Source organism: Vreelandella sp. L-25 (assembly GCF_056857535.1).
Genome location: NZ_JBSXNH010000049.1, coordinates 1 through 17,943 on the forward strand (window position 1 = coordinate 1; position 17,943 = coordinate 17,943).

The following is a 17,943-nucleotide window of genomic DNA, read 5'->3' on the forward strand; positions in this document are numbered from 1 at the left end:
GCCATATTAGGCTCTCTAACCAAGAGCTGAAGGGCTGAACCTGTCACGAGTGGATAGTTGACCACTCTCTGATGTGTACGAGCAGAAGCCTCCCCGGAGGGCTCTCGATAACTGTATGGCGGGCCGGAAGCCCAAAGACTGTCGAAGCGCTCAGAGCACACAGGCGAGCGAATTCAGCGGAACGAAGCTCAGCCCGATAATGGGGGACAGGAACCGCCGTGGTACGGATCCGTTTGCCCGGTGGTGTGAGAGGACGGGGGAGGCGACTCCCCCTCCTACTCGATCGTGGTTCACACAGGCTGAAAGGTTGTCCTCTACCGACGCACACGCCACACTAAATGGCTGATCATTAACCCTTTGAGCCTCTGTAGGAGAGCGTATGGACGTGGAACTTCTGGAAATCCGCCAGCACATGGGACAGTTCCCGCCATTCGATGGGCTGTCCGACGAGCTACTGGACGCCATTGCCGCCCGGGTGGAGGTGAGTTACTTCAAGACGGGTAGCGACATTCTCGAGCTGGACGCCACCCTCGATGAGCTGTGCTATATCCGCAGTGGGGCAGTAGAAGTGTATCGGCGGCAGGGCGAACTCTACAATCGCCTGTCAGAAGGAGACATCTTCGGTCATTTCAGCCTGCTGCGTAACCACAAGGTGCGCTTTCCTGCCAAGGCCATCGAAGATACGTTGATCTATTTCATACCCAACGACGTTTTCCAGCGGCTCTGTGAGGAAGACGATGAGTTTGCCGACTTCGTGGAGTTGGAGCGGCCTCGGTTGGAGACCGCCGCCGAGCAGCAGAAAAAGTCCAACGACATGATGGTCACGCGCATACGCAAGCTGGTGACACGCTATCCGGTGATGGTGGAGTCCACTACCAGCGTTCAGCAGGCGGCACAGCAGATCAGCGATGCCCAGGCCTCTGCGGTGCTGGTGATTAATGAAGGTAGCGATAACCCCCGCTACAGCTTCCAGGATAGCGAAGGCAAAACCTGGCAGATGTGCGGCATTCTCACCGATAGCGATTTCCGCACGCGGGTCGTGGCCGAGGGGCTATCGCCCAGCACCCCTGTGGGAGAGGTCATCTCCGAGCGGCTGATTACCGTCCAGTCCGATGCATCCGTGTATGAAGCGATGCTGACCATGCTGCGTAGCAACGTGCATCACCTGCCGGTGCTTTACCGCCAGCGCCCGGTGGGGGTCGTGCATCTTTCCGATATCATTCGCTACGAGACCCAGAGCGGGCTTTATCTGGTCAGCAATATTTTCAACCAGTCCAGCGCCCAAGGGTTGGCCAAGCTGTTGCCCGATGTTCGCGCTGCCTTTGCACGGATGGTGCAGGAGGGGGCCAATTCACAGATGGTGGGCAGCGCGCTATCGACCATCGGGCGCAGTTTTACCCGCCGTTTGCTGGAGTTGGCCGAAGAGTCGCTGGGGCCACCCCCGGTGCCTTACTGCTTCATGGTCAATGGGTCCATGGCGCGTAACGAGCAGAGCATCGTGACGGACCAGGACAATGCGCTGATCTTGTCCGATGATTTCGTCCCGGACGAGCACGACGCGTATTTCCAGGCGCTGGCAGCCTTTGTCAGCGATGGATTGGCCGCCTGTGGCTACACCTATTGCAAAGGCGATGTCATGGCCACCAACCGCCAGTGGCGTCAGCCGCTGTCGGTATGGAAACGCTACTTCCATGACTGGATGGCGAACCCAACGCCCGAGAAACTGCTGCACAGCTCGATCTTTTTTGATCTGGATAGCATCTATGGGGAAGACCTGTTCGTCGAAACGCTCCAGGATTTGATTGCCCAAACGGCTCCCAAGTCGCCGTTGTTCTTAGCCGCTATGGCACGTAATGCGCTCAACCGCACGCCGCCATTAGGCTTTTTCCGCACGTTTGTGATGGAAAAAGATGGCAAGCACAATAACTCCATCAACCTAAAGCGGCGCGGAACGGCACCGATGGTGGATTTGATTCGCGTGCATGCATTGGCCTGCGGTTCCAAAGCGCAAAACTCCTTCCAGCGCTTGGACGACATCAGCAAAACCCAGTTGCTGGCGACCGGTGTCAGCGACAAGCTGAACTATGCGTTCGAGTTTTTGTGCATGTCGCGGATACGCCATCAAATGATCGACCTGCAGGAGGAGCGTGAGCCGGATAACAACATCGAGCCCGAAAACGTGGAAGATAGCGAACGCCATACCCTGAAAGACGCTTTTCAGGTGCTGAGCAATGCCCAGAAGTTTTTGAAGTTCCGCTATCCCGTTCCCACCCAACGGCAGGGGCGCTGATATGCACGGCATACGACCGCGCCAAAAAGTTACTCAGGCCGACTGGGCGAGTTATATGGAAGCCCGCGCTGAGCGAGCTCAAGATGAGATGTTGAAGCGCTTTTTCAACACGCCCATGCCTGATCCTGATACGCCCTTGTCAGAAGTGCCCATGGTGGCGCTGGATATGGAAACCACCGGACTCGATGAGCGACGCCATGCGATCGTCAGCATTGGCGTCGTGCCGTTTACGTTAGGGCGTATATCCATGGCTCAGCGCCGTTACTGGGTAGTGAAACCGCCCCGTCCGTTAGATGAGGAATCGATAGCGTATCACCACATCACGCACTCGGAGATTGCCGATGCGCCAGACTTGGATAGCGTGCTAGACGAGCTGTTGGCGGTGTTGGCCGGGCGGGTCGTGGTGGTTCACTTTCGTAATATCGAGCGACCTTTTCTCGATGCGGCGGTGAAGGCGCGCCGTGGTGAGGGGGTGTTGTTTCCCATGATCGATACCATGTCGTTGGAAGCGCGGTGGCATCGACAAACACTGTGGGCGCGCTTTCGCCGCTGGCTGGGGCGTCCGCCGGTATCGATTCGCCTCAACGCCAGCCGCGAGCGCTACGGCTTACCCGTTTACCAAGGCCACCATGCGCTCATTGATGCTCTTGCCACTGCCGAGCTTTTGCAGGCGCAAATCGCCAATCGCTATAGCCCTGAGACGCCTTTAAAAGCGCTGTGGTGTTAGCGCTCGCACCTTCTTTGCATAATAAAACGGGCAGCCCTTGGGCTGCCCGTTGACGTCTTGCCGAGTTGAAGCTGTTACTTACACTGCTTTGGGTTCGCTCATCAAGCCTTTGATGATGGCGTAGCAGGCCACCAGTAGAATGATGGTGAACGGGAACCCGGTCGACACGGCCATGGTTTGCAGCGCGGTCAAACCGCCCCCCAGCAGCAGTGCAATGGCAATCGCCCCTTCGATGATCGCCCAGAACACGCGCTGCGGCTTGGGAGCATCCACCTTGCCACCGGCCGTGATGGAGTCGATGACCAGCGAGCCCGAGTCAGACGAGGTCACGAAGAAGATGATGACCAGCAGAATCGCAATGAACGAGGTGATCTGCGACAGCGGCAACTGCTCCAGCATCATGAACAGCTGCAGGTCCACACCGGCGTCACGCACGGCTTCGATACCCTGGCTCACGTACTGGTCGATGGCAGTGCCACCGAACGTGGTCATCCACAGCACCGAGACGACCGAAGGCACCAGCAGCACCGAGATCAGGAATTCACGAACGGTACGGCCACGGGAAACCCGCGCGATGAACATGCCGACGTAGGGTGACCAGGAGATCCACCAGGCCCAGTAGAAGGCAGTCCAGCCTTGGCTGAAGTTGGCATCTTCACGGCCAAAGGGGTTGGAGAGGGCCGGTAGATGCACCACGTAGTTGATCAGGTTTTCGAAAAAGCCCGTGGCAATCAGCAGGGTGGGGCCTACCGCGATGACGAAGAACAGCAGCGCGGCAGCCATGGCGATGTTGATTTTCGACAGCAGCTGTACGCCCTTGTCGACACCAGCAACGATCGAGCCAGTCGCTATTATCGTGATACCGATGATGAGTAGAATCATCGTGATATCACTTTCCGGCGCGCCAAACAGATAGGTCAAGCCAGCAGCGGCCTGGGTAGCGCCCAGCCCCAGTGACGTGGCCAGACCAAACAGTGTGGCAAACACCGCCAGAATGTCGATCAAGTGGCCCGGCCAACCCCAAACGCGTTCACCCAGTAGCGGGTAGAACACCGAGCGCATGGAGAGCGGCAAGCCTTTGTTGAACGAGAATAGCGCCAATGACAGAGCCACCACGGCATAAATCGCCCACGGATGCAGACCCCAGTGGAAGATCGTTGCCGCCATGCCCAGCGCCGCTGCGCCTGCCGTATCGCCCTCAGCGCCAGCCAGCGGTGCCCAGTCTCCGCCGTCCAGGGAGGTGCCAAAATGGGTCAGCGGTTCGTTGACCCCGAAGAACATCAGCCCGATGCCCATACCCGCCGCAAACAGCATGGAAAACCAGCCGGTATAAGTGAAATCAGGCTTGGCGTCCGCTCCGCCGATGCGAATCTTGCCCAACGGCGATACGATCAGGCCCAGGCAAAGCAGGACGAAGATATTGGCGGCCAAAATGAAGAACCAAGCCAGATTGCCGGTCAGGAAGCCAAAAACGGCGTCGTAGATCGGCGAAATCGTATCTTGCAGTGCCAAGGTGAGTATGACGAACAGCAGTACCACGAGTGACGAAATGGTGAATACCTTGCCGTGTAGGTCAAGGTTGAAGCCCATTGCACTCGTCGTAATGTTGTCTTGGCCGATCACATAATCGGTATCGATCAGGTTAGCCGGACCATCAGGGGCGGGGATGCCTTCTGATACCGGCTCATCAGCGGGATGCTTAGAGTCAGGATTATCCACGGGAGCCTCTCCATGTCGGACAGAAACCGCCAAACGCACCTGGATGGGCCAGCAGTTACCTTCTGGCCAATCACCAATGCGTTAGCAGGCGTGTATTACATCAGTAACAGTAGCAAACGTTGCTTAATCTTTGTTCAACGCGCGGGCACATTAGCACGAAAAAGCGTCACATTTACAACGACACATTTACAACGACGACAGAGGGCCGAAGCCCTCTGTCATTTAACGCTCGGGGCAGAGTATGACTAGCCGTTGAGCCACTGCTCGACCACGTCTTGGTTCTCTTCTACCCACTGCTTGGCATTTTCGTAGGGGTCGCTGCCATCTTCTTGGTTCATCAGCATCACCTCGCCCATCTGCTCGGGCGTCCACTCGAAGGCATCCAGAATGGCGTAGGCTTCTGGCATGTCTTCTTCCAGACCGCTACGTACGACGGTATGGATCTGCTCGGCACCGCCGTAGACGTTTTCTGGGTCTTCGAGGTACTTCAGATCGAACCGAGCAAACATCCAATGCGGCGTCCAGCCAGTGACGACCACATCCTCTTCGTTTTGGATGGCACTGGCCAAAGCAGCCGTCATGGTAGCACCGCTGCCGCTGCGCAGGTTCAGCCCGAGGTCATAGGTATCCACGACCTCTTCGGTGAGTGCCATCAGGCCGGCACCGGGGTCAATACCGATGATCTCGCCGTTGAAGCTGTCGGCGTTGTCGTTCAGATCGGCGATGGAGTCCACGTCGGTGTACTCAGGTACGACCAAGCCGAGCTTGGTGCCATCCAGATTGGGGCCTAAGTCTTCGGTATTGTCACCGACACGCTCCATGTAGTCTGCGTGAGTGGTGGGCAGCCAAGCGGCGACGATGGCATCGGCATCACCCGTGGAGAGGGCTTGGAACATGGCCGCTGCGGACAGCGAGGTCAGTTCCACCTCGAACCCTGCCTGCTCGAGAACCGCAGCAATGACGTTAGTGGAAGCGACTTCAGAGGACCACTCGACATAGGCCAAGTTGACCGTGCCTTGATCTTGGGCGTGGGCCATGCTACCGGCAGCGAGACCTGTGCCAGCGACGAGGGCTAATGAGGCGAGACGGATGCGGTGATTCAACGTACGAGTTTTCATTCACTTGCTCCCTGTTGATGGGCAGTGGCGAGCGCCACTGCAGTATAAATAGTGTGTTGTGGTTTAACGTAAATTACCTTTTGGCGCTTTCAGCATGGTCAATCATCACGGAGGGATCAAATGCCATGGTCAACGCAGCGCCGAGAGCGGCTATGAGCGGCGCGATTTGCGCAGCGACTGCGTCAGACGATCCAGCAGCATGGCTAGAATGACCACGGCAATCCCGGCTTCGAAGCCATCGCCAGGGCGTAAGCGCTGAATGGCACGCCACACTTCGCTGCCCAGGCCGTCTGCACCGATCATGGCGGCAATGACCACCATCGAGAGTGCCAGCATGATGGTTTGGTTGATGCCCGCCATCACCGTGGGCAGCGACAGCGGCAACTGCACTTTGAACAGTTTTTGGCCTCGCGTGGCACCGTAGGCGTCGGCAGCTTCGATGAGTTCGGTCGGCACTTGGCGGATGCCCAGTGTGGTAAAGCGAATGGCGGGCGGCATGGAGAAGATGACCGTGGCAAAAATCGCCGACACCGAGCCAATGCCGAAAAACGGGATGGCAGGGATCAGGTACACGAACGCGGGCATGGTCTGCATGAAGTCCAGCACGGGCATGATCAGCCGGTAGAGTCGCTCGGAAAGCGCTGCGGCGATGCCTACGGGCAGCGCGATGACCACCGCCACCAGTGTGGCAATCACCACCAGCGTCAGCGTCTCGATCATGGGGTTCCAAAGCCCTAGGTTCCAGATCAAAGCCAGCCCGGCAACCGCACCAATAGCCAGGCGAGTGCTGGCGAGTTTCCAGCACAGCAGTGCAATAATCGCCAGTAGCGCCCACTCGGGTAGCCACATTAGGCCATCGTTGAGGCTGTTGATCCCTGTCTGTGTCACGCGGGAAATGCCGCGGGTAACCACCGAATATTCACTTGTCAGCCACGTCAGGCCGCTTTCGATCCAGCTACCTAAAGGAATGCGTGTTATCTCCATTACTGTTCTCCTGCTCGTGCCAGTTCATCCAGGACTGCGCCTTTCACTACAACGCCCAGCAGGCGCTGCTGCTCATCCACCACGGCAATCGGGTAACTCTTTTCGCTAAACATGGCGAAGAGGTTTTGCAGCGGCTCGTCTGGCGGCACTTTGCGGAAATCTTGAGTCAGATGGTCGGTAATGGTCTCGGCTTTTGCCTCAATGGCGCGGCTGGCAGCGTCCGCTTCCAGCAGGCCTAACAACTGACGGTCACGGTCAGTGACGTAGATGGAGTCAATGCTGTGATCGCGCATCCGATGCAGCGCTGTACGTGGGCCATCGCTGTCGCGTGCGGTGGTGCGTACCGGGCGCATGGCGCTCTCGGCGGTCAGAATGCGCGAGCGGTCCACCCCTTCAATAAAGCGGCGGACGTAGTCATCGGCGGGCTTGGTCAGAATCTCTTCTGGCGTGCCAATTTGTACGACTTCACCATCTTTCAGCAGCACGATGCGGTCGCCGATATTGAGCGCTTCATCGAGGTCGTGGGTGATGAAGACAGTGGTCTTCTGCATTTTGCTTTGCAGCTGCAGTAGCTCTTGCTGCATATCCTTACGGATCAGCGGGTCGAGGGCCGAGAACGCCTCGTCCATTAAGAGCACGCTGGCATCGTTCGCCAGGGCGCGAGCAAGCCCAACGCGTTGCTGCATACCACCTGATAGTTGATTGGGGTAGGCGTCTTCCCAGCCTTCTAAGCCCACCTGCTTCAGCGCGTTATGAGCAATCGACTGGCGCTCCGATTTTTCGACGCCGCGAATTTCCAGGCCGAACTCGGCGTTCTGTTGAACCGTGCGATGGGGGAACAGGGCGAAGTTTTGGAAAACCATCGAGAAGTGGCGGCGGCGACACTCTAATAGCGCTTTCTCTCCCAATGTCGGGATATTTTCGCCATCAATAACGATCTCGCCTTCGGTGGTGTCGATTAGACGGTTAAGGCAGCGTATCAGCGTGGATTTACCTGAGCCGGATAGGCCCATAATCACCAGCAATTCACCTTCGTAGACATCGAAGGAGATATCGGATAAGCCTAAGGTTTGGCCCGTTTTCTCAAGAATTTCGGGGCGCTTAAGGCCTTGGTCGCGTAGCTCAAGGGCTTTTTTGGGCTGCTTGCCAAATACCTTGCTCAAGCCGCGTACCTGAATTTTGACAGGGCGTGTCTCGTCCATCAGCGGTGCCTTTTGATTGAATGAGCAGCCTTGTGTCGTTACTCAATGCGCTTACCTGCGGCCTTTACGTGCTCCCTGCAAGCAGCGACACAAAACGGTTCATAAGTAGAAGATGAGGTTATGTTTAATAAATTATTAAAAATTATTATACATAAATGGGTGGGATGTGTCACAACGCGCCCGCCAGCCAGGCCATATTACGCCACATGTGCCATTTTGAACCCACGCCCATGACCCTGTCGTGACAGCGAACGGTGGCTACGATTTTTTAATAAGCTATTGTTTTTTTAAATATAAATGTATTTTTTTCAATGTTGGCATGAAGTGTGAATGTGCCTTTTTAGAAAAGCTTGGCAAGTGACGCAAGCACGTTAGTCGAAAAAGGAGGCAATCTTTATGGATAAACAAGTGAGCCAATCGCGCAAGCGTCCACGTGTGCTGACACTGTGCATGTTAGCTGCAACCGTCAGCACCTTGGCCCTGGCGGGGTGTGGCAACGGCGAAGATGAAATGCCCCCGGCGCAGCAACCTGACACCATGGAGCAGGATGCGACGACCACGACGGCTCCGGCTACCGGGAACGAGCCTACCATGGCAGACGAGCCGATGAATGAAGACCCGGGCTTGGGCGAAGATCCCGCGGCGACGCAAGAGCCAATGCCGAGTGAGAATACCCAAGCGGGCGCTGTCAACGATCCTGAAGAGAATCCTGGTTTCGGTGAAGGCACCGATCCCATGCCCGGTGCTAGCGAGACCACTACCGACGACGTTAACACTACCGATGATGAAGACGACATGACTAACGGCCAATAGCCGTCAACGCTCCCTACGATGGTAAGCCAACCCAGCTGTCTGTTCCCTGCGGCTGCTCCACACGGTTTATCATCCTTTCGCCCCCGCGCCCGCGGGGGCTTTTTTTGCTTGTTTAAAGCGTATGACGGTGAGTTTGGGCGGTTGCAAACCAGTCAGCTGATAAGGTTAGGGGGCAGGCGCTACTGTTGAGCGCACTGCTCATGGCGGGCGTGCTGACAGGCTGCGGTGATTCCGAAGCACCGACCACCGATTCGAAAGTACCGACCGACGAACCTCAAGAGCCCATGGATACCGGCCCCATGGCGAATGATGGGCAAGCGACACGTGAGTCGACCGGCGATGGCGTGAGTGACCCGGAGTAAGCATGAAAAAGCCGGTCGGCGAGTGCGACCGGCTTGGACTTACTCCTCGCTATCTTCCAAACGCCGATAAAGAGTGCGGCGGGCGATGCCTAATACTTCGGCCGTCCGCCGTTTATTTCCCCCTGTCGCTTCCAACACTTTGCGAATATAGCGCTTTTCCACCTCTTCCAAACTTGGCCAACGGGCAGGCGCGGGTGCCGGAATTTGCGTGCCGGGTAGCACCTCGCCGCTTAGCGTTGGGGTACTGTCGGCACTGCTTTTTTGCTGGCTAGACTGTTCGCGCAGGCGCTCAGGTAAATCCTGATGCTGCAGTACGCCCGCTTCGCTGAGCGTTACCGCGCGCATAACTGCATTTTCCAGCTCACGCACATTACCAGGGTAGGTGTAGTTCAGCAGGCTATTGAGCGCCTCTGGCTCGATCTGTTCGATCTGTTTGCCTTGGGCTTCTGCGTGCTTATCAATCAGTGCGAACACCAAGTGTTCGATATCCGTGCCGCGCTCGCGTAGCGGTGGAATGCGCAGTGAGAATGTCTCTAAGCGGTAGAACAAGTCACTGCGAAAGTTCTCCTGCTCAATCTCTTTTTCCAAGTGGCGGTGCGTAGCGGCAATGATGCGCACATCTACTGGTTCCTCACGCTCGCCGCCCACGGGGCGAACGGTTTTCTCTTGCAGGGCGCGTAGTAGCTTGGCCTGCAGATTGATCGGCATTTCGCCAATCTCATCGAGAAACAGGCTGCCGCCCTGGGCGCTATGAAACAGTCCTTTTCTGGCCTCGTTAGCACCGGTAAAGGCACCTTTCACATGACCAAAAAACTCGCTCTCCATCAAGTCGGCGGGAATGCTGGCGCAGTTAACGGGAACGAAAGGTGCTTCGTGGCGGCTACTTTCTTGATGAATCGCTCGGGCCAGCAGCTCTTTACCCGTGCCGCTTTCACCCAGGATCAAAATAGGTGCATCGCTTTTGGCTAATCGAGACGCATCGTGGAACAGTGACTGCATGGCTTGGCTTTTACCCACAATACCGTGGAAGTGACTGAGTTCCGCATCGTGGGGAAGGGACAAACGCTGTCGCTCCAGTACGCGAAATACGGCTTCGCGGATAGCATCTAAATCAAGTGGCTTAGTTAAAAAATCATCTGCGCCAAGCTTTAAGGCTTCTACCGCCTGGTCAATCGTGCCAAACGCGGTAATGACAATAATGCCTAGCTCGCTGCCACTCTGGCGTAGCTGCTGCAGCAGTTGAATGCCCGTCATGCCGGGTAGCCGTACATCGGTAATCATCATGGCCACTGGCGTGTGGCTAAGCAGGGCAATGGCCTCTTCAGCGCTGGGGACACCCAGTGTGTCATAGCCCGCGTCGTTGAGCTCTTCCTCTAATAACTCACGGATAGCGGCGTCATCTTCCACCACCAATAACGGTAAAAGGTGTTCCTGATGGGTCACAAACGTCGTCCTCAAGCGGATGCGGTTTCACTAAGGGGAAGCGTAATTTCAAAGCCAGCACCGCCAAGCGCGCTGTCAAATACGCCAATCGTCCCACCGTGGTCGTTAATAATGCGGTGCACCATCGATAGTCCTAAGCCGCTGCCCTGGCCCACCGGCTTGGTGGTGAAAAAGGGGTCGAACACTTGATGATGATGCGAAGTCGGTATGCCTGACCCGTTATCTTCGACCCATACCGTAAGCTCGTCGCTGTGCGACTGGGCGCGAACACGAATATGGCTAACGTCCGGGGCTTGGGCGGCGTTGCGTAATAAGTTGGTCAGCACCTGCACAATTTGTTGACCGTTAACTAATAAATGGGGGGGAGGGGACGGAAGATCAATATCCAGATAGATATTTCGTGGTTCCAGCTCCTCCTCGACTAGCTCGCTGGCACTAATGATAAGCTGGTTAAGGGCTTGGTGTCCTTTCTCCACGTTATGTTGTCGGCCTAATTCCATCAGTTGGCGGACAATTTCGACGATTCGCTCTACCTCGCCGCGAATCCGGCCAAGCCTAGCACGCTCGTCGTCGCCAATCGTATCCCTGCGGGCCAACCGCTGGGCCTGGCCGTTGATGACTGTCAGTGGTGCGCCAATTTCGTGGGCCACCCCGGCGGCCAACACGCCAAGCTCTGCCAGCTTTTTCGATTTGCGCAGGCGTTTTTCCAGCTCGATTTCTCGCCGCTGGCGAGCATCGATATCACGATCTTTTTCGGCCATAGCGTCCAGCATGCCGTTCAAGCCCGACGCTAAACGGCGATACTCCGTCGGACCGTCTACTGTGGCCCGTTGGCTGCGGTCGCCATCTTCCACTAGCAGCATGACGCGCAACAGACGGTTGAGCGGCCGCTCGATGTAGTGGCGAAACCCCCACCAAATGCTGAACACGATGCCCGCCGCGCCAATCACGAAGACCAGCACGGCCACAATGCTGATAAACCCGGTGTAATTCTCAATGCCGGTATTGAGTCGGTTCACCTGCAGCACCCCTTGCACAGTGCCGTCTTGGGTACGTAGCGGCGTGAGAGCAGAGTAGTAGGTCCAACCTTCCTGTTGTCGGTAGCTGCTGTGCAGGTCGTCGCGCTCGATGACCTGCTGAATCTCTTCCGGTGTGAACAGATCTTTACCTAGCCCAAGGCCGTATACCTCACGGCCTTGGGTATCGAATACGTAGGCCCCGTAGATGCGGTGAAACGAAAACGCCGACTGCAGCGCCTCTTCTAGCGGCGTGGCGCTGTCTCGAGCCACCGCGTAGCTCAGCGAGGTGCTGAGCGCGCGGGTGATAATCTCCACCTCGGTTTGCAGCTTGGAGCGAACGTTATCTTCCAGCGATTTAATCGCCACCAGGCTAAAGACCACCAGGATAACGAAAAGCGGCACGATGACCGTTAAGATGATGAGGTTACGTAATCGCATCGTGCTTCCTGATGGTGGCTTAACGTTAGCGCTCGCTGGGCGTTAGTCGGTAAAGGCTGCCTTGGCCGCCGTCGGTTAGCAAATAAATCGCTTCATCTGGCCCTTGGCGCACATCGCGAATACGGCCGATCTCACCTTCTAAAATCAGCTCTTCACCGGCCACTTGGCCCTCTTCAAGGGTAAGGCGCAGCAGCTTTTGGCTGCCCAGACCACCCGCCAGCAGGCTTCCTTGCCAGGGCTCAAAGGCATCGCTAGTCACCTCGGCAAGACCTGAGGGGGCAAAGCGCCCATCAAAGCGATATACCGGGTCAACCATGCCAGGCTTAGATTCAACGCCTATCGGCTCGTTGGTACTATAGTCATTGCCTAAACTCACCTCCGGCCAGCCGTAGTTATTGCCAGGCACAATCTGATTCAGCTCATCACCCGTGCGTGGGCCGTGCTCGGTGGCCCAAGGTTCACCATTGCTGAGAACGGTTATGCCCTGAATATTGCGATTGCCCATGGTGTAAATTTCATCCAGCGTATCGTCGTCATCCACAAAGGGATTATCGCCAGGGGCCTCTCCGGTCTCGGTGAGCCGAAGGGTAGAGCCTGCGTGGTCATCGCTGGCCTGAGCGCGAGAAGGGTCTACGCCGCGGTCTCCGATGCTCATCAGCAGCGTGCCATCTTTGAGCCATGCCAAACGGGAGCCGTAGTGTCGGCCGGGAGAGGAGGCGCGATCCTGCACGAAAAGGTGCTCAACGTCGCCTAACGAATCCCCTTTCCACTTAACGCGGGAGAGCGCTGAACGGCTGTTATCGCCCTCAGGCTTGCTCCAGGTGAAGTAGATCCAATCGTGCTCGCCATCGCCAAACTCAGGGTGCAGGGCCACATCGAGCAGGCCTCCCTGGCCGTTTTGGCTGACGCGGGGCATGCCTTCAAGCACTTGCGTTTGCCCGTCAGAGTCAACGAGATTTAACTCACCGCTGCGCTCGCTCACCAAGTAGCGACCATCGGGAAGAAACGCCACCGCCCAGGGGTTCGCAAAGCCATTGGCCACGCGCTCAATGGTAATAGCGAAGTGGTCGGTTTCCAGGGCATCATGAACCACCTCTGCCTGGGCAGTGCTGGCAAGTAGCAGTCCTGCCAGGGAAGGCGCTATCCAGCGTTTAGCCTGTAAACGCAGTGAACGGCGTGGAGTCATCAGGGGGCCGACATATCGATTGGGCATAGCGTATCGAGTTGGCATCGAGTGTCCTCTGTTAGCGCTGGATCAGAGTCTAAGTCTAGCAGTGACTGCCGTAAGCGGGCGGGGTTCCCCCGGGCTACATCAACAGTGCCAAGAGTACCGGTAAATAGATCAGCGCCATGAGCGTTGAGCAGAAGACTAAACTGGCCACATAAGCGGGTTCGCGCCGGGCGCGCTGGGCAAACAGATAGTTGAATACCGCCACGGGCATGCACATTTGCACCACCAAAATGCTCTGCGCCAGCGGCGGTAAGCCAAGCCAACCAGAAATAAACCAAGCGGCAGCGGCGGCCAGAGGGATACGGATCAAGCTAAAGCCAACCCCTGAGCGTAAGCTTTTCACCTGAATACTAGCGAGCGACACACCGAGGGTGATGAGCATCAGCGGTACTGTGAATCCAGACATTAAGTCAACGGTGTTGGCCATCCATAGCGGGAGCGGCGTGTCGGTCAACAGCAGGGCCATGGAAATTAAGATGGCATAAACCGTGGGGGTTTTAATCAGCGTTTTAATCGGGCTTCCGCTACTGCTGAGCACGGCTCCTAAGGTGAACTGAAACAGCGATACCGTCACCATCACCGTAATACCGTAAGCAAAACCTGCGCTGCCGAAAGCGTAAAGCACGACAGGCAGCCCCATATTACCCGTGTTGGGATACATCATCGGCGCGATCAGTACCCGCCAATCTCGACGCAGCAGTTTGGCCACGGCAAAGCTGGCTGCCCCCATGCTGATAATGACCAGCGAGGTGGCCAGCATCATCTGCCCAAAGGTGCCGGCATCAATGTTGGCACCAGAGAGCGACGCCAGTACCAACGCAGGGGTACCAATGTTGAATACCAAACGCGTAATAAAATCGACGGGGTAGGGTTGCCCTAAGCGTACCCATAAAAAACCCAGCCCGGCACCGGCCAGCACTGGCGCCATGACGGCGAAGAGTTCAGCGAGCATTAACGTTCCTTGACGATCATCGGCCGCCTATTGTGGGTAATTAGGCGGCTAACTGGCAAGGCGAATTGCTAATGGGCGTAAACGGCGTTTGCGTGGGTTTGCCACTCGTTAGGCACCTGGTCACGCAGAAAGTCCAGCAGCGCGTTGACCCGGCGTGAGTGATGCCCATAGGCATACAGCAGCGTCACGGGTAAGGGGGAGGGCTCCCAGCCGGGCAGGCAGTTGACCAGATCGCCAGGGTGGTGGCGTTCGCGTTTCTCGACCACCCAGTGGGGCAGCAGGCCAATGCCCTGGCCATAGGCAATGGCATCAATGTGTAGCACCGTCAGATCCACCCGTAGCCGTGAACGGGGCGCATCAAACAGGTAGTCAGAATGCTCGGCATGATGCAGCAGCAGGCCGCTGGAGGCGGTATCCAACAGGTCAATCCACGCATGTGAAGCGAGTTCGCTGGGGTGGTGCGGCGTGCCCGCGCGGGCTAAATAGTTGGGGCTGGCATATAAGCCACGAGTGAGGTGCCCCAGGCGCTCTTGGTTCAAGCCACACTCATGGGTAGCGCCTAGCCAGATATGCACGCTATTGCTGTGCATTTTACTAGGCGGCGTTTCCCGGGTGTGCAGGGTTAGCTCGACCTTGGGGTAGCGGGTTAAAAACGCATCCATCACCCCCGCCATCCAGACTCGGGCCAGCGCACCGTGTACCTCCAGCGTCACTTTACCGCTGATCTCCTCGCGCAGTTCCGCCAGCGCCTCCTGGCTATGGGCGGCCATGGCCAAAAGCTCAGTGCAGTAACTTTGGAATAACAGACCGGCTTCGGTGGGGATAAGACGGTTGGCTTGTCGGCGCAGCAGCGGCTGGTTCAGCCGGGCTTCTAGCTGACTAATGCGGCGGCTCAACGTGGATTTAGCAAGCCCGAGCTTCTGTGCGCTGCGCGTCAGGCTGCCGGTGGTCATCACATCGGCAAAAGCGGCGAGTTCATCAAAATCGTACATAGTCGGGGCCACTGGGGGAACGAGGTCACGCCATTGTGCCACTTAATTGTTTGAATGAAAATAATTGCTATTTTTGTTCCGGTTGGTTGAACGCACCGTCCCGCCTCTTTGTGCAAAGAGTATGCAAAAATACAAATGCTAATAATTCGTATTTAAGTATAAGTGCTCTTTCAATTCAAAGGAACCCGCTATGTCTTTACGTTTGCGCCGTACGCTGCTGGCCAGCGCTATCTCATCTCTCGCCTGCGGGGCAGTTGCGGCTCAAGAAACGCCTCAGCTCAACGATATCGTGGTGACGGCCTCTGGCTTTGAGCAGCAAATCAGCAGCGCGCCAGCCCCATTAGCGTGATCTCCCGTGAAGAGCTGGAGCGTGGACACTTCCAAAACGTCACTGATGCGCTGCGCGACGTACCGGGCGTGGTCGTCACTGGTGGCGGGCGTGGCGATAACGGCAACGATATTTCCATTCGCGGTATGCCTTCCCAATACACGCTGATTCTGGTGGATGGCCGCCCACAAAACTCCCGCGAATCACGCCCCAACGGCAGCGCAGGCTTCGAACAGGATTGGCTGCCGCCGCTGCAAGCCATCGAGCGTATCGAGGTGGTGCGCGGGCCGATGTCGACCTTGTACGGCTCCGATGCCATCGGCGGGGTGATCAATGTGATTACCCGCAAAGTGGCGGATAGCTGGCACGGCAACATCCAGCTCGATACCGTGCTGCAGGAAGACAGCGCCTCCGGCGACAGCCGCCAAGCCAACTTCTACCTAAGCGGGCCGCTGGTGGCGGATCGTTTAGGCCTGCAGCTGTATGGCCGCACCTCAGAACGCGACGAAGACGATATTGAAAACGGCTACGAAGAGAAGAGCTTACAAAGCCTGACCGCACGGCTAAGCCTGGCCGCCAGCGATAACCACGACTTTACTGCAGAAGCGGGGATCACCGAGCAGGATCGCCGCTCGCTGGTTGGGCGCTCGGCGCCTGCGGAAGGCTGCCGCGGTGGCTGCACCGACAGTATCGGTGAATACACCAATAGCCATGTAGCGCTGACCCATAGCGGCCGCTTCGACTGGGGCACCAGCGAAACCTTCGTACAGCGTGAGCGCAGCGAAAACCAATCGCGGGATATCGAGATTACCAACACCACCGCGAAAACCAGCGCAGTGATTCCCTTGGGTATGCACATGCTCACCGTCGGCGCGAGCTGGGAAGAGGAGTCGCTGGAGGATGGCACCACCAACCAAATCTCCGACCGTACGGCGGTTGAGAACAGCCAGTGGGCGCTGTTTATGGAAGATGAGTGGATGCTGACAAACGCCTGGGCACTGACCGGCGGGCTGCGCCTGGACGATGACGACAACTATGGCAGCCACCTCAGCCCGCGCCTTTACAGCGTATGGAACATGACACCTGAATGGACCCTGAAAGGCGGCGTGTCCACCGGCTACCGCTCGCCTAACCTGCGGGAAATTACCCCGGACTGGGGGCAAGTCAGCCGTGGCGGTAATGTTTATGGCAACCCTGACCTTGAGCCGGAAACCTCGCTCAATAAAGAGATTGCCCTGCTGTACGGCAACGACGCAGGCCTGAACGGCAGCCTCACGCTGTTCCACAACGACTTCGAAGACAAAATCACTCGCATCGCCTGCCCGACCGATATTTGCAATGCAGGCCCGAACCAGTTCGGCAGTGACCCCACGTACCGGGTCAATATCGACGATGCAGTGACCCAAGGGGTCGAGGCTAGCCTAGGCACACCGCTGACCGACACGCTAGCGCTAACCGCCAGCTACACCTTTACCGATTCCGAACAGAAAAGCGGCGAGTACGCTGGCGAGCCGCTGACCCAGCTGCCCCGCCACCAGGTGTCGGCCACGTTGGATTGGGATGTGAACGCACGGCTTAGCCAGTGGACCAAAGTGAGCTACCGGGGTGAGGAGAGCCAGCCCACCACCGGGCCGTCACAAAGCGCGATTGTCGCGCCGTCCTACACCTTCGTGGATGCGGGTATTGGCTATCAGCTCAACGACAGCGCCACGGTGAACGCCGGTATCTACAACCTGTTTGATGAGCGCATCACCTACGACGAGTATGGCTATGTGGATGACGGCCGCCGGGTGTGGCTGGGCCTGAACGTCGCTTTCTAAACATCCTGTCAGTAGGCAATAGACGCGGCCACCGATGGGTGACCGCGTTTGTTTATGCCCGCGACCAGCCCGGCCACCGACGAGGAGAGCAGCGCATCCTCCAGGGAGTTCACCGTGCCGACCAGGTTAAGCTCTTGATAAATCGGCTCCCGGTTGACGCTCGCCAGCTCGACTCGTGGGGCAGATTGGGCCAGCGCGGTGCCAGCAACGAGTGAAAAGGCCAGTAGCAGCACAAAAGAAAGAGGGCGGGCAAGTAAAGGCACCGTCATAACAGGTTGTTTCCTAACATGAGTGAAAGGTGGTAAATGCGAAGGCGAGTAAAAGGCGCGCTGCTCATACTACCCAAGCGCATGCGTTGACATATACCTGAATCCGTGAAGCCGGCGCCGACACTTTCCCTATCACCGCCAGCGAGCACTTTTTGATCATTCGCCCGTGCAAGTTGGCTTTCGCAAGCCCGTTATTGCCAAAACCCACCGTGCTGATCGGTGCTGACGGCCCGTTT

14 protein-coding genes and 1 pseudogene are annotated in these 17,943 nt (G+C 57.2%); 5 read left to right on the forward strand and 10 right to left on the reverse strand.

Annotated features, from left to right (window positions below):
• Positions 1–379: 379 nt before the first annotated feature.
• Both AC13CN_RS05305 and AC13CN_RS05310 read left to right on the forward strand, forming a co-directional pair.
• A complete protein-coding gene (locus AC13CN_RS05305) occupies positions 380–2,290 on the forward strand; it encodes a DUF294 nucleotidyltransferase-like domain-containing protein (protein ID WP_062362952.1) in 1,911 nt (636 codons plus the stop codon).
• 1 nt (position 2,291) lies between these two features.
• Positions 2,292–3,017: a 3'-5' exonuclease gene (locus AC13CN_RS05310; protein WP_058577508.1), complete on the forward strand. Its 726-nt coding sequence runs from the start codon at positions 2,292–2,294 to the stop codon at positions 3,015–3,017.
• A 78-nt stretch (positions 3,018–3,095) separates the two neighbouring features.
• Here the strand turns inward: AC13CN_RS05310 and AC13CN_RS05315 are convergent, their stop codons facing one another.
• The 4 genes from AC13CN_RS05315 to AC13CN_RS05330 form a co-directional block, all read right to left on the reverse strand.
• The gene (locus AC13CN_RS05315) at positions 3,096–4,736 is read right to left on the reverse strand and encodes a BCCT family transporter (RefSeq protein WP_058577509.1); all 1,641 of its coding nucleotides are present in this window, start codon (positions 4,734–4,736) and stop codon (positions 3,096–3,098) included.
• Positions 4,737–4,981: 245 nt separating this feature from the next.
• Positions 4,982–5,854: a glycine betaine ABC transporter substrate-binding protein gene (locus AC13CN_RS05320; protein ID WP_062362949.1), complete on the reverse strand. Its 873-nt coding sequence runs from the start codon at positions 5,852–5,854 to the stop codon at positions 4,982–4,984.
• A 150-nt stretch (positions 5,855–6,004) separates the two neighbouring features.
• The gene (locus tag AC13CN_RS05325; RefSeq protein ID WP_062362947.1) at positions 6,005–6,838 is read right to left on the reverse strand and encodes an ABC transporter permease; all 834 of its coding nucleotides are present in this window, start codon (positions 6,836–6,838) and stop codon (positions 6,005–6,007) included.
• A complete protein-coding gene (locus tag AC13CN_RS05330; protein ID WP_062362944.1) occupies positions 6,838–8,040 on the reverse strand; it encodes a quaternary amine ABC transporter ATP-binding protein in 1,203 nt (400 codons plus the stop codon). The genes AC13CN_RS05325 and AC13CN_RS05330 overlap by 1 nt, the downstream gene beginning before the upstream one ends.
• Before the next feature lie 396 nt (positions 8,041–8,436).
• On the opposite strand from AC13CN_RS05330, the gene AC13CN_RS05335 reads away from it, so the two are divergent.
• Together AC13CN_RS05335 and AC13CN_RS05340 are read left to right on the forward strand one after the other, a co-directional pair.
• Positions 8,437–8,853 carry a hypothetical protein gene (locus tag AC13CN_RS05335; protein WP_062362941.1) on the forward strand — a complete coding sequence of 139 codons (417 nt, stop codon included), beginning with the start codon at positions 8,437–8,439 and terminating at the stop codon, positions 8,851–8,853.
• A gap of 185 nt (positions 8,854–9,038) precedes the next feature.
• Positions 9,039–9,215 carry a hypothetical protein gene (locus AC13CN_RS05340; protein ID WP_161491476.1) on the forward strand — a complete coding sequence of 59 codons (177 nt, stop codon included), beginning with the start codon at positions 9,039–9,041 and terminating at the stop codon, positions 9,213–9,215.
• 39 nt (positions 9,216–9,254) lie between these two features.
• Here AC13CN_RS05340 and AC13CN_RS05345 read toward each other — a convergent pair whose 3' ends face one another.
• The 5 genes from AC13CN_RS05345 to AC13CN_RS05365 all read right to left on the reverse strand — a co-directional run bounded on the left by AC13CN_RS05345 (position 9,255) and on the right by AC13CN_RS05365 (position 15,290).
• Positions 9,255–10,658, reverse strand: a complete 1,404-nt coding sequence (locus tag AC13CN_RS05345; protein WP_062362938.1) for a sigma-54-dependent transcriptional regulator — start codon at positions 10,656–10,658, stop codon at positions 9,255–9,257.
• 11 nt (positions 10,659–10,669) lie between these two features.
• Entirely contained in the window at positions 10,670–12,115 is a 1,446-nt protein-coding gene (locus AC13CN_RS05350) for a sensor histidine kinase (RefSeq protein ID WP_058577514.1), read from the reverse strand.
• Positions 12,116–12,140: 25 nt separating this feature from the next.
• Complete coding sequence (locus AC13CN_RS05355) at positions 12,141–13,301, reverse strand: PQQ-dependent sugar dehydrogenase (protein ID WP_062362935.1); 1,161 nt, start codon at positions 13,299–13,301, stop codon at positions 12,141–12,143.
• 121 nt (positions 13,302–13,422) lie between these two features.
• Positions 13,423–14,298, reverse strand: coding sequence for an AEC family transporter (locus AC13CN_RS05360; RefSeq protein ID WP_483053044.1), 876 nt, complete (start codon positions 14,296–14,298; stop codon positions 13,423–13,425).
• 68 nt (positions 14,299–14,366) lie between these two features.
• Positions 14,367–15,290: a LysR family transcriptional regulator gene (locus AC13CN_RS05365; protein WP_058577517.1), complete on the reverse strand. Its 924-nt coding sequence runs from the start codon at positions 15,288–15,290 to the stop codon at positions 14,367–14,369.
• A gap of 190 nt (positions 15,291–15,480) precedes the next feature.
• Between AC13CN_RS05365 and AC13CN_RS05370 the strand changes: the two are divergent.
• A pseudogene (locus tag AC13CN_RS05370) lies at positions 15,481–17,438 on the forward strand (ligand-gated channel protein).
• An 8-nt stretch (positions 17,439–17,446) separates the two neighbouring features.
• On the opposite strand, the gene AC13CN_RS05375 reads toward AC13CN_RS05370, so the two are convergent.
• The gene (locus AC13CN_RS05375) at positions 17,447–17,707 is read right to left on the reverse strand and encodes a hypothetical protein (RefSeq protein WP_062362929.1); all 261 of its coding nucleotides are present in this window, start codon (positions 17,705–17,707) and stop codon (positions 17,447–17,449) included.
• Positions 17,708–17,943: the final 236 nt, after the last annotated feature.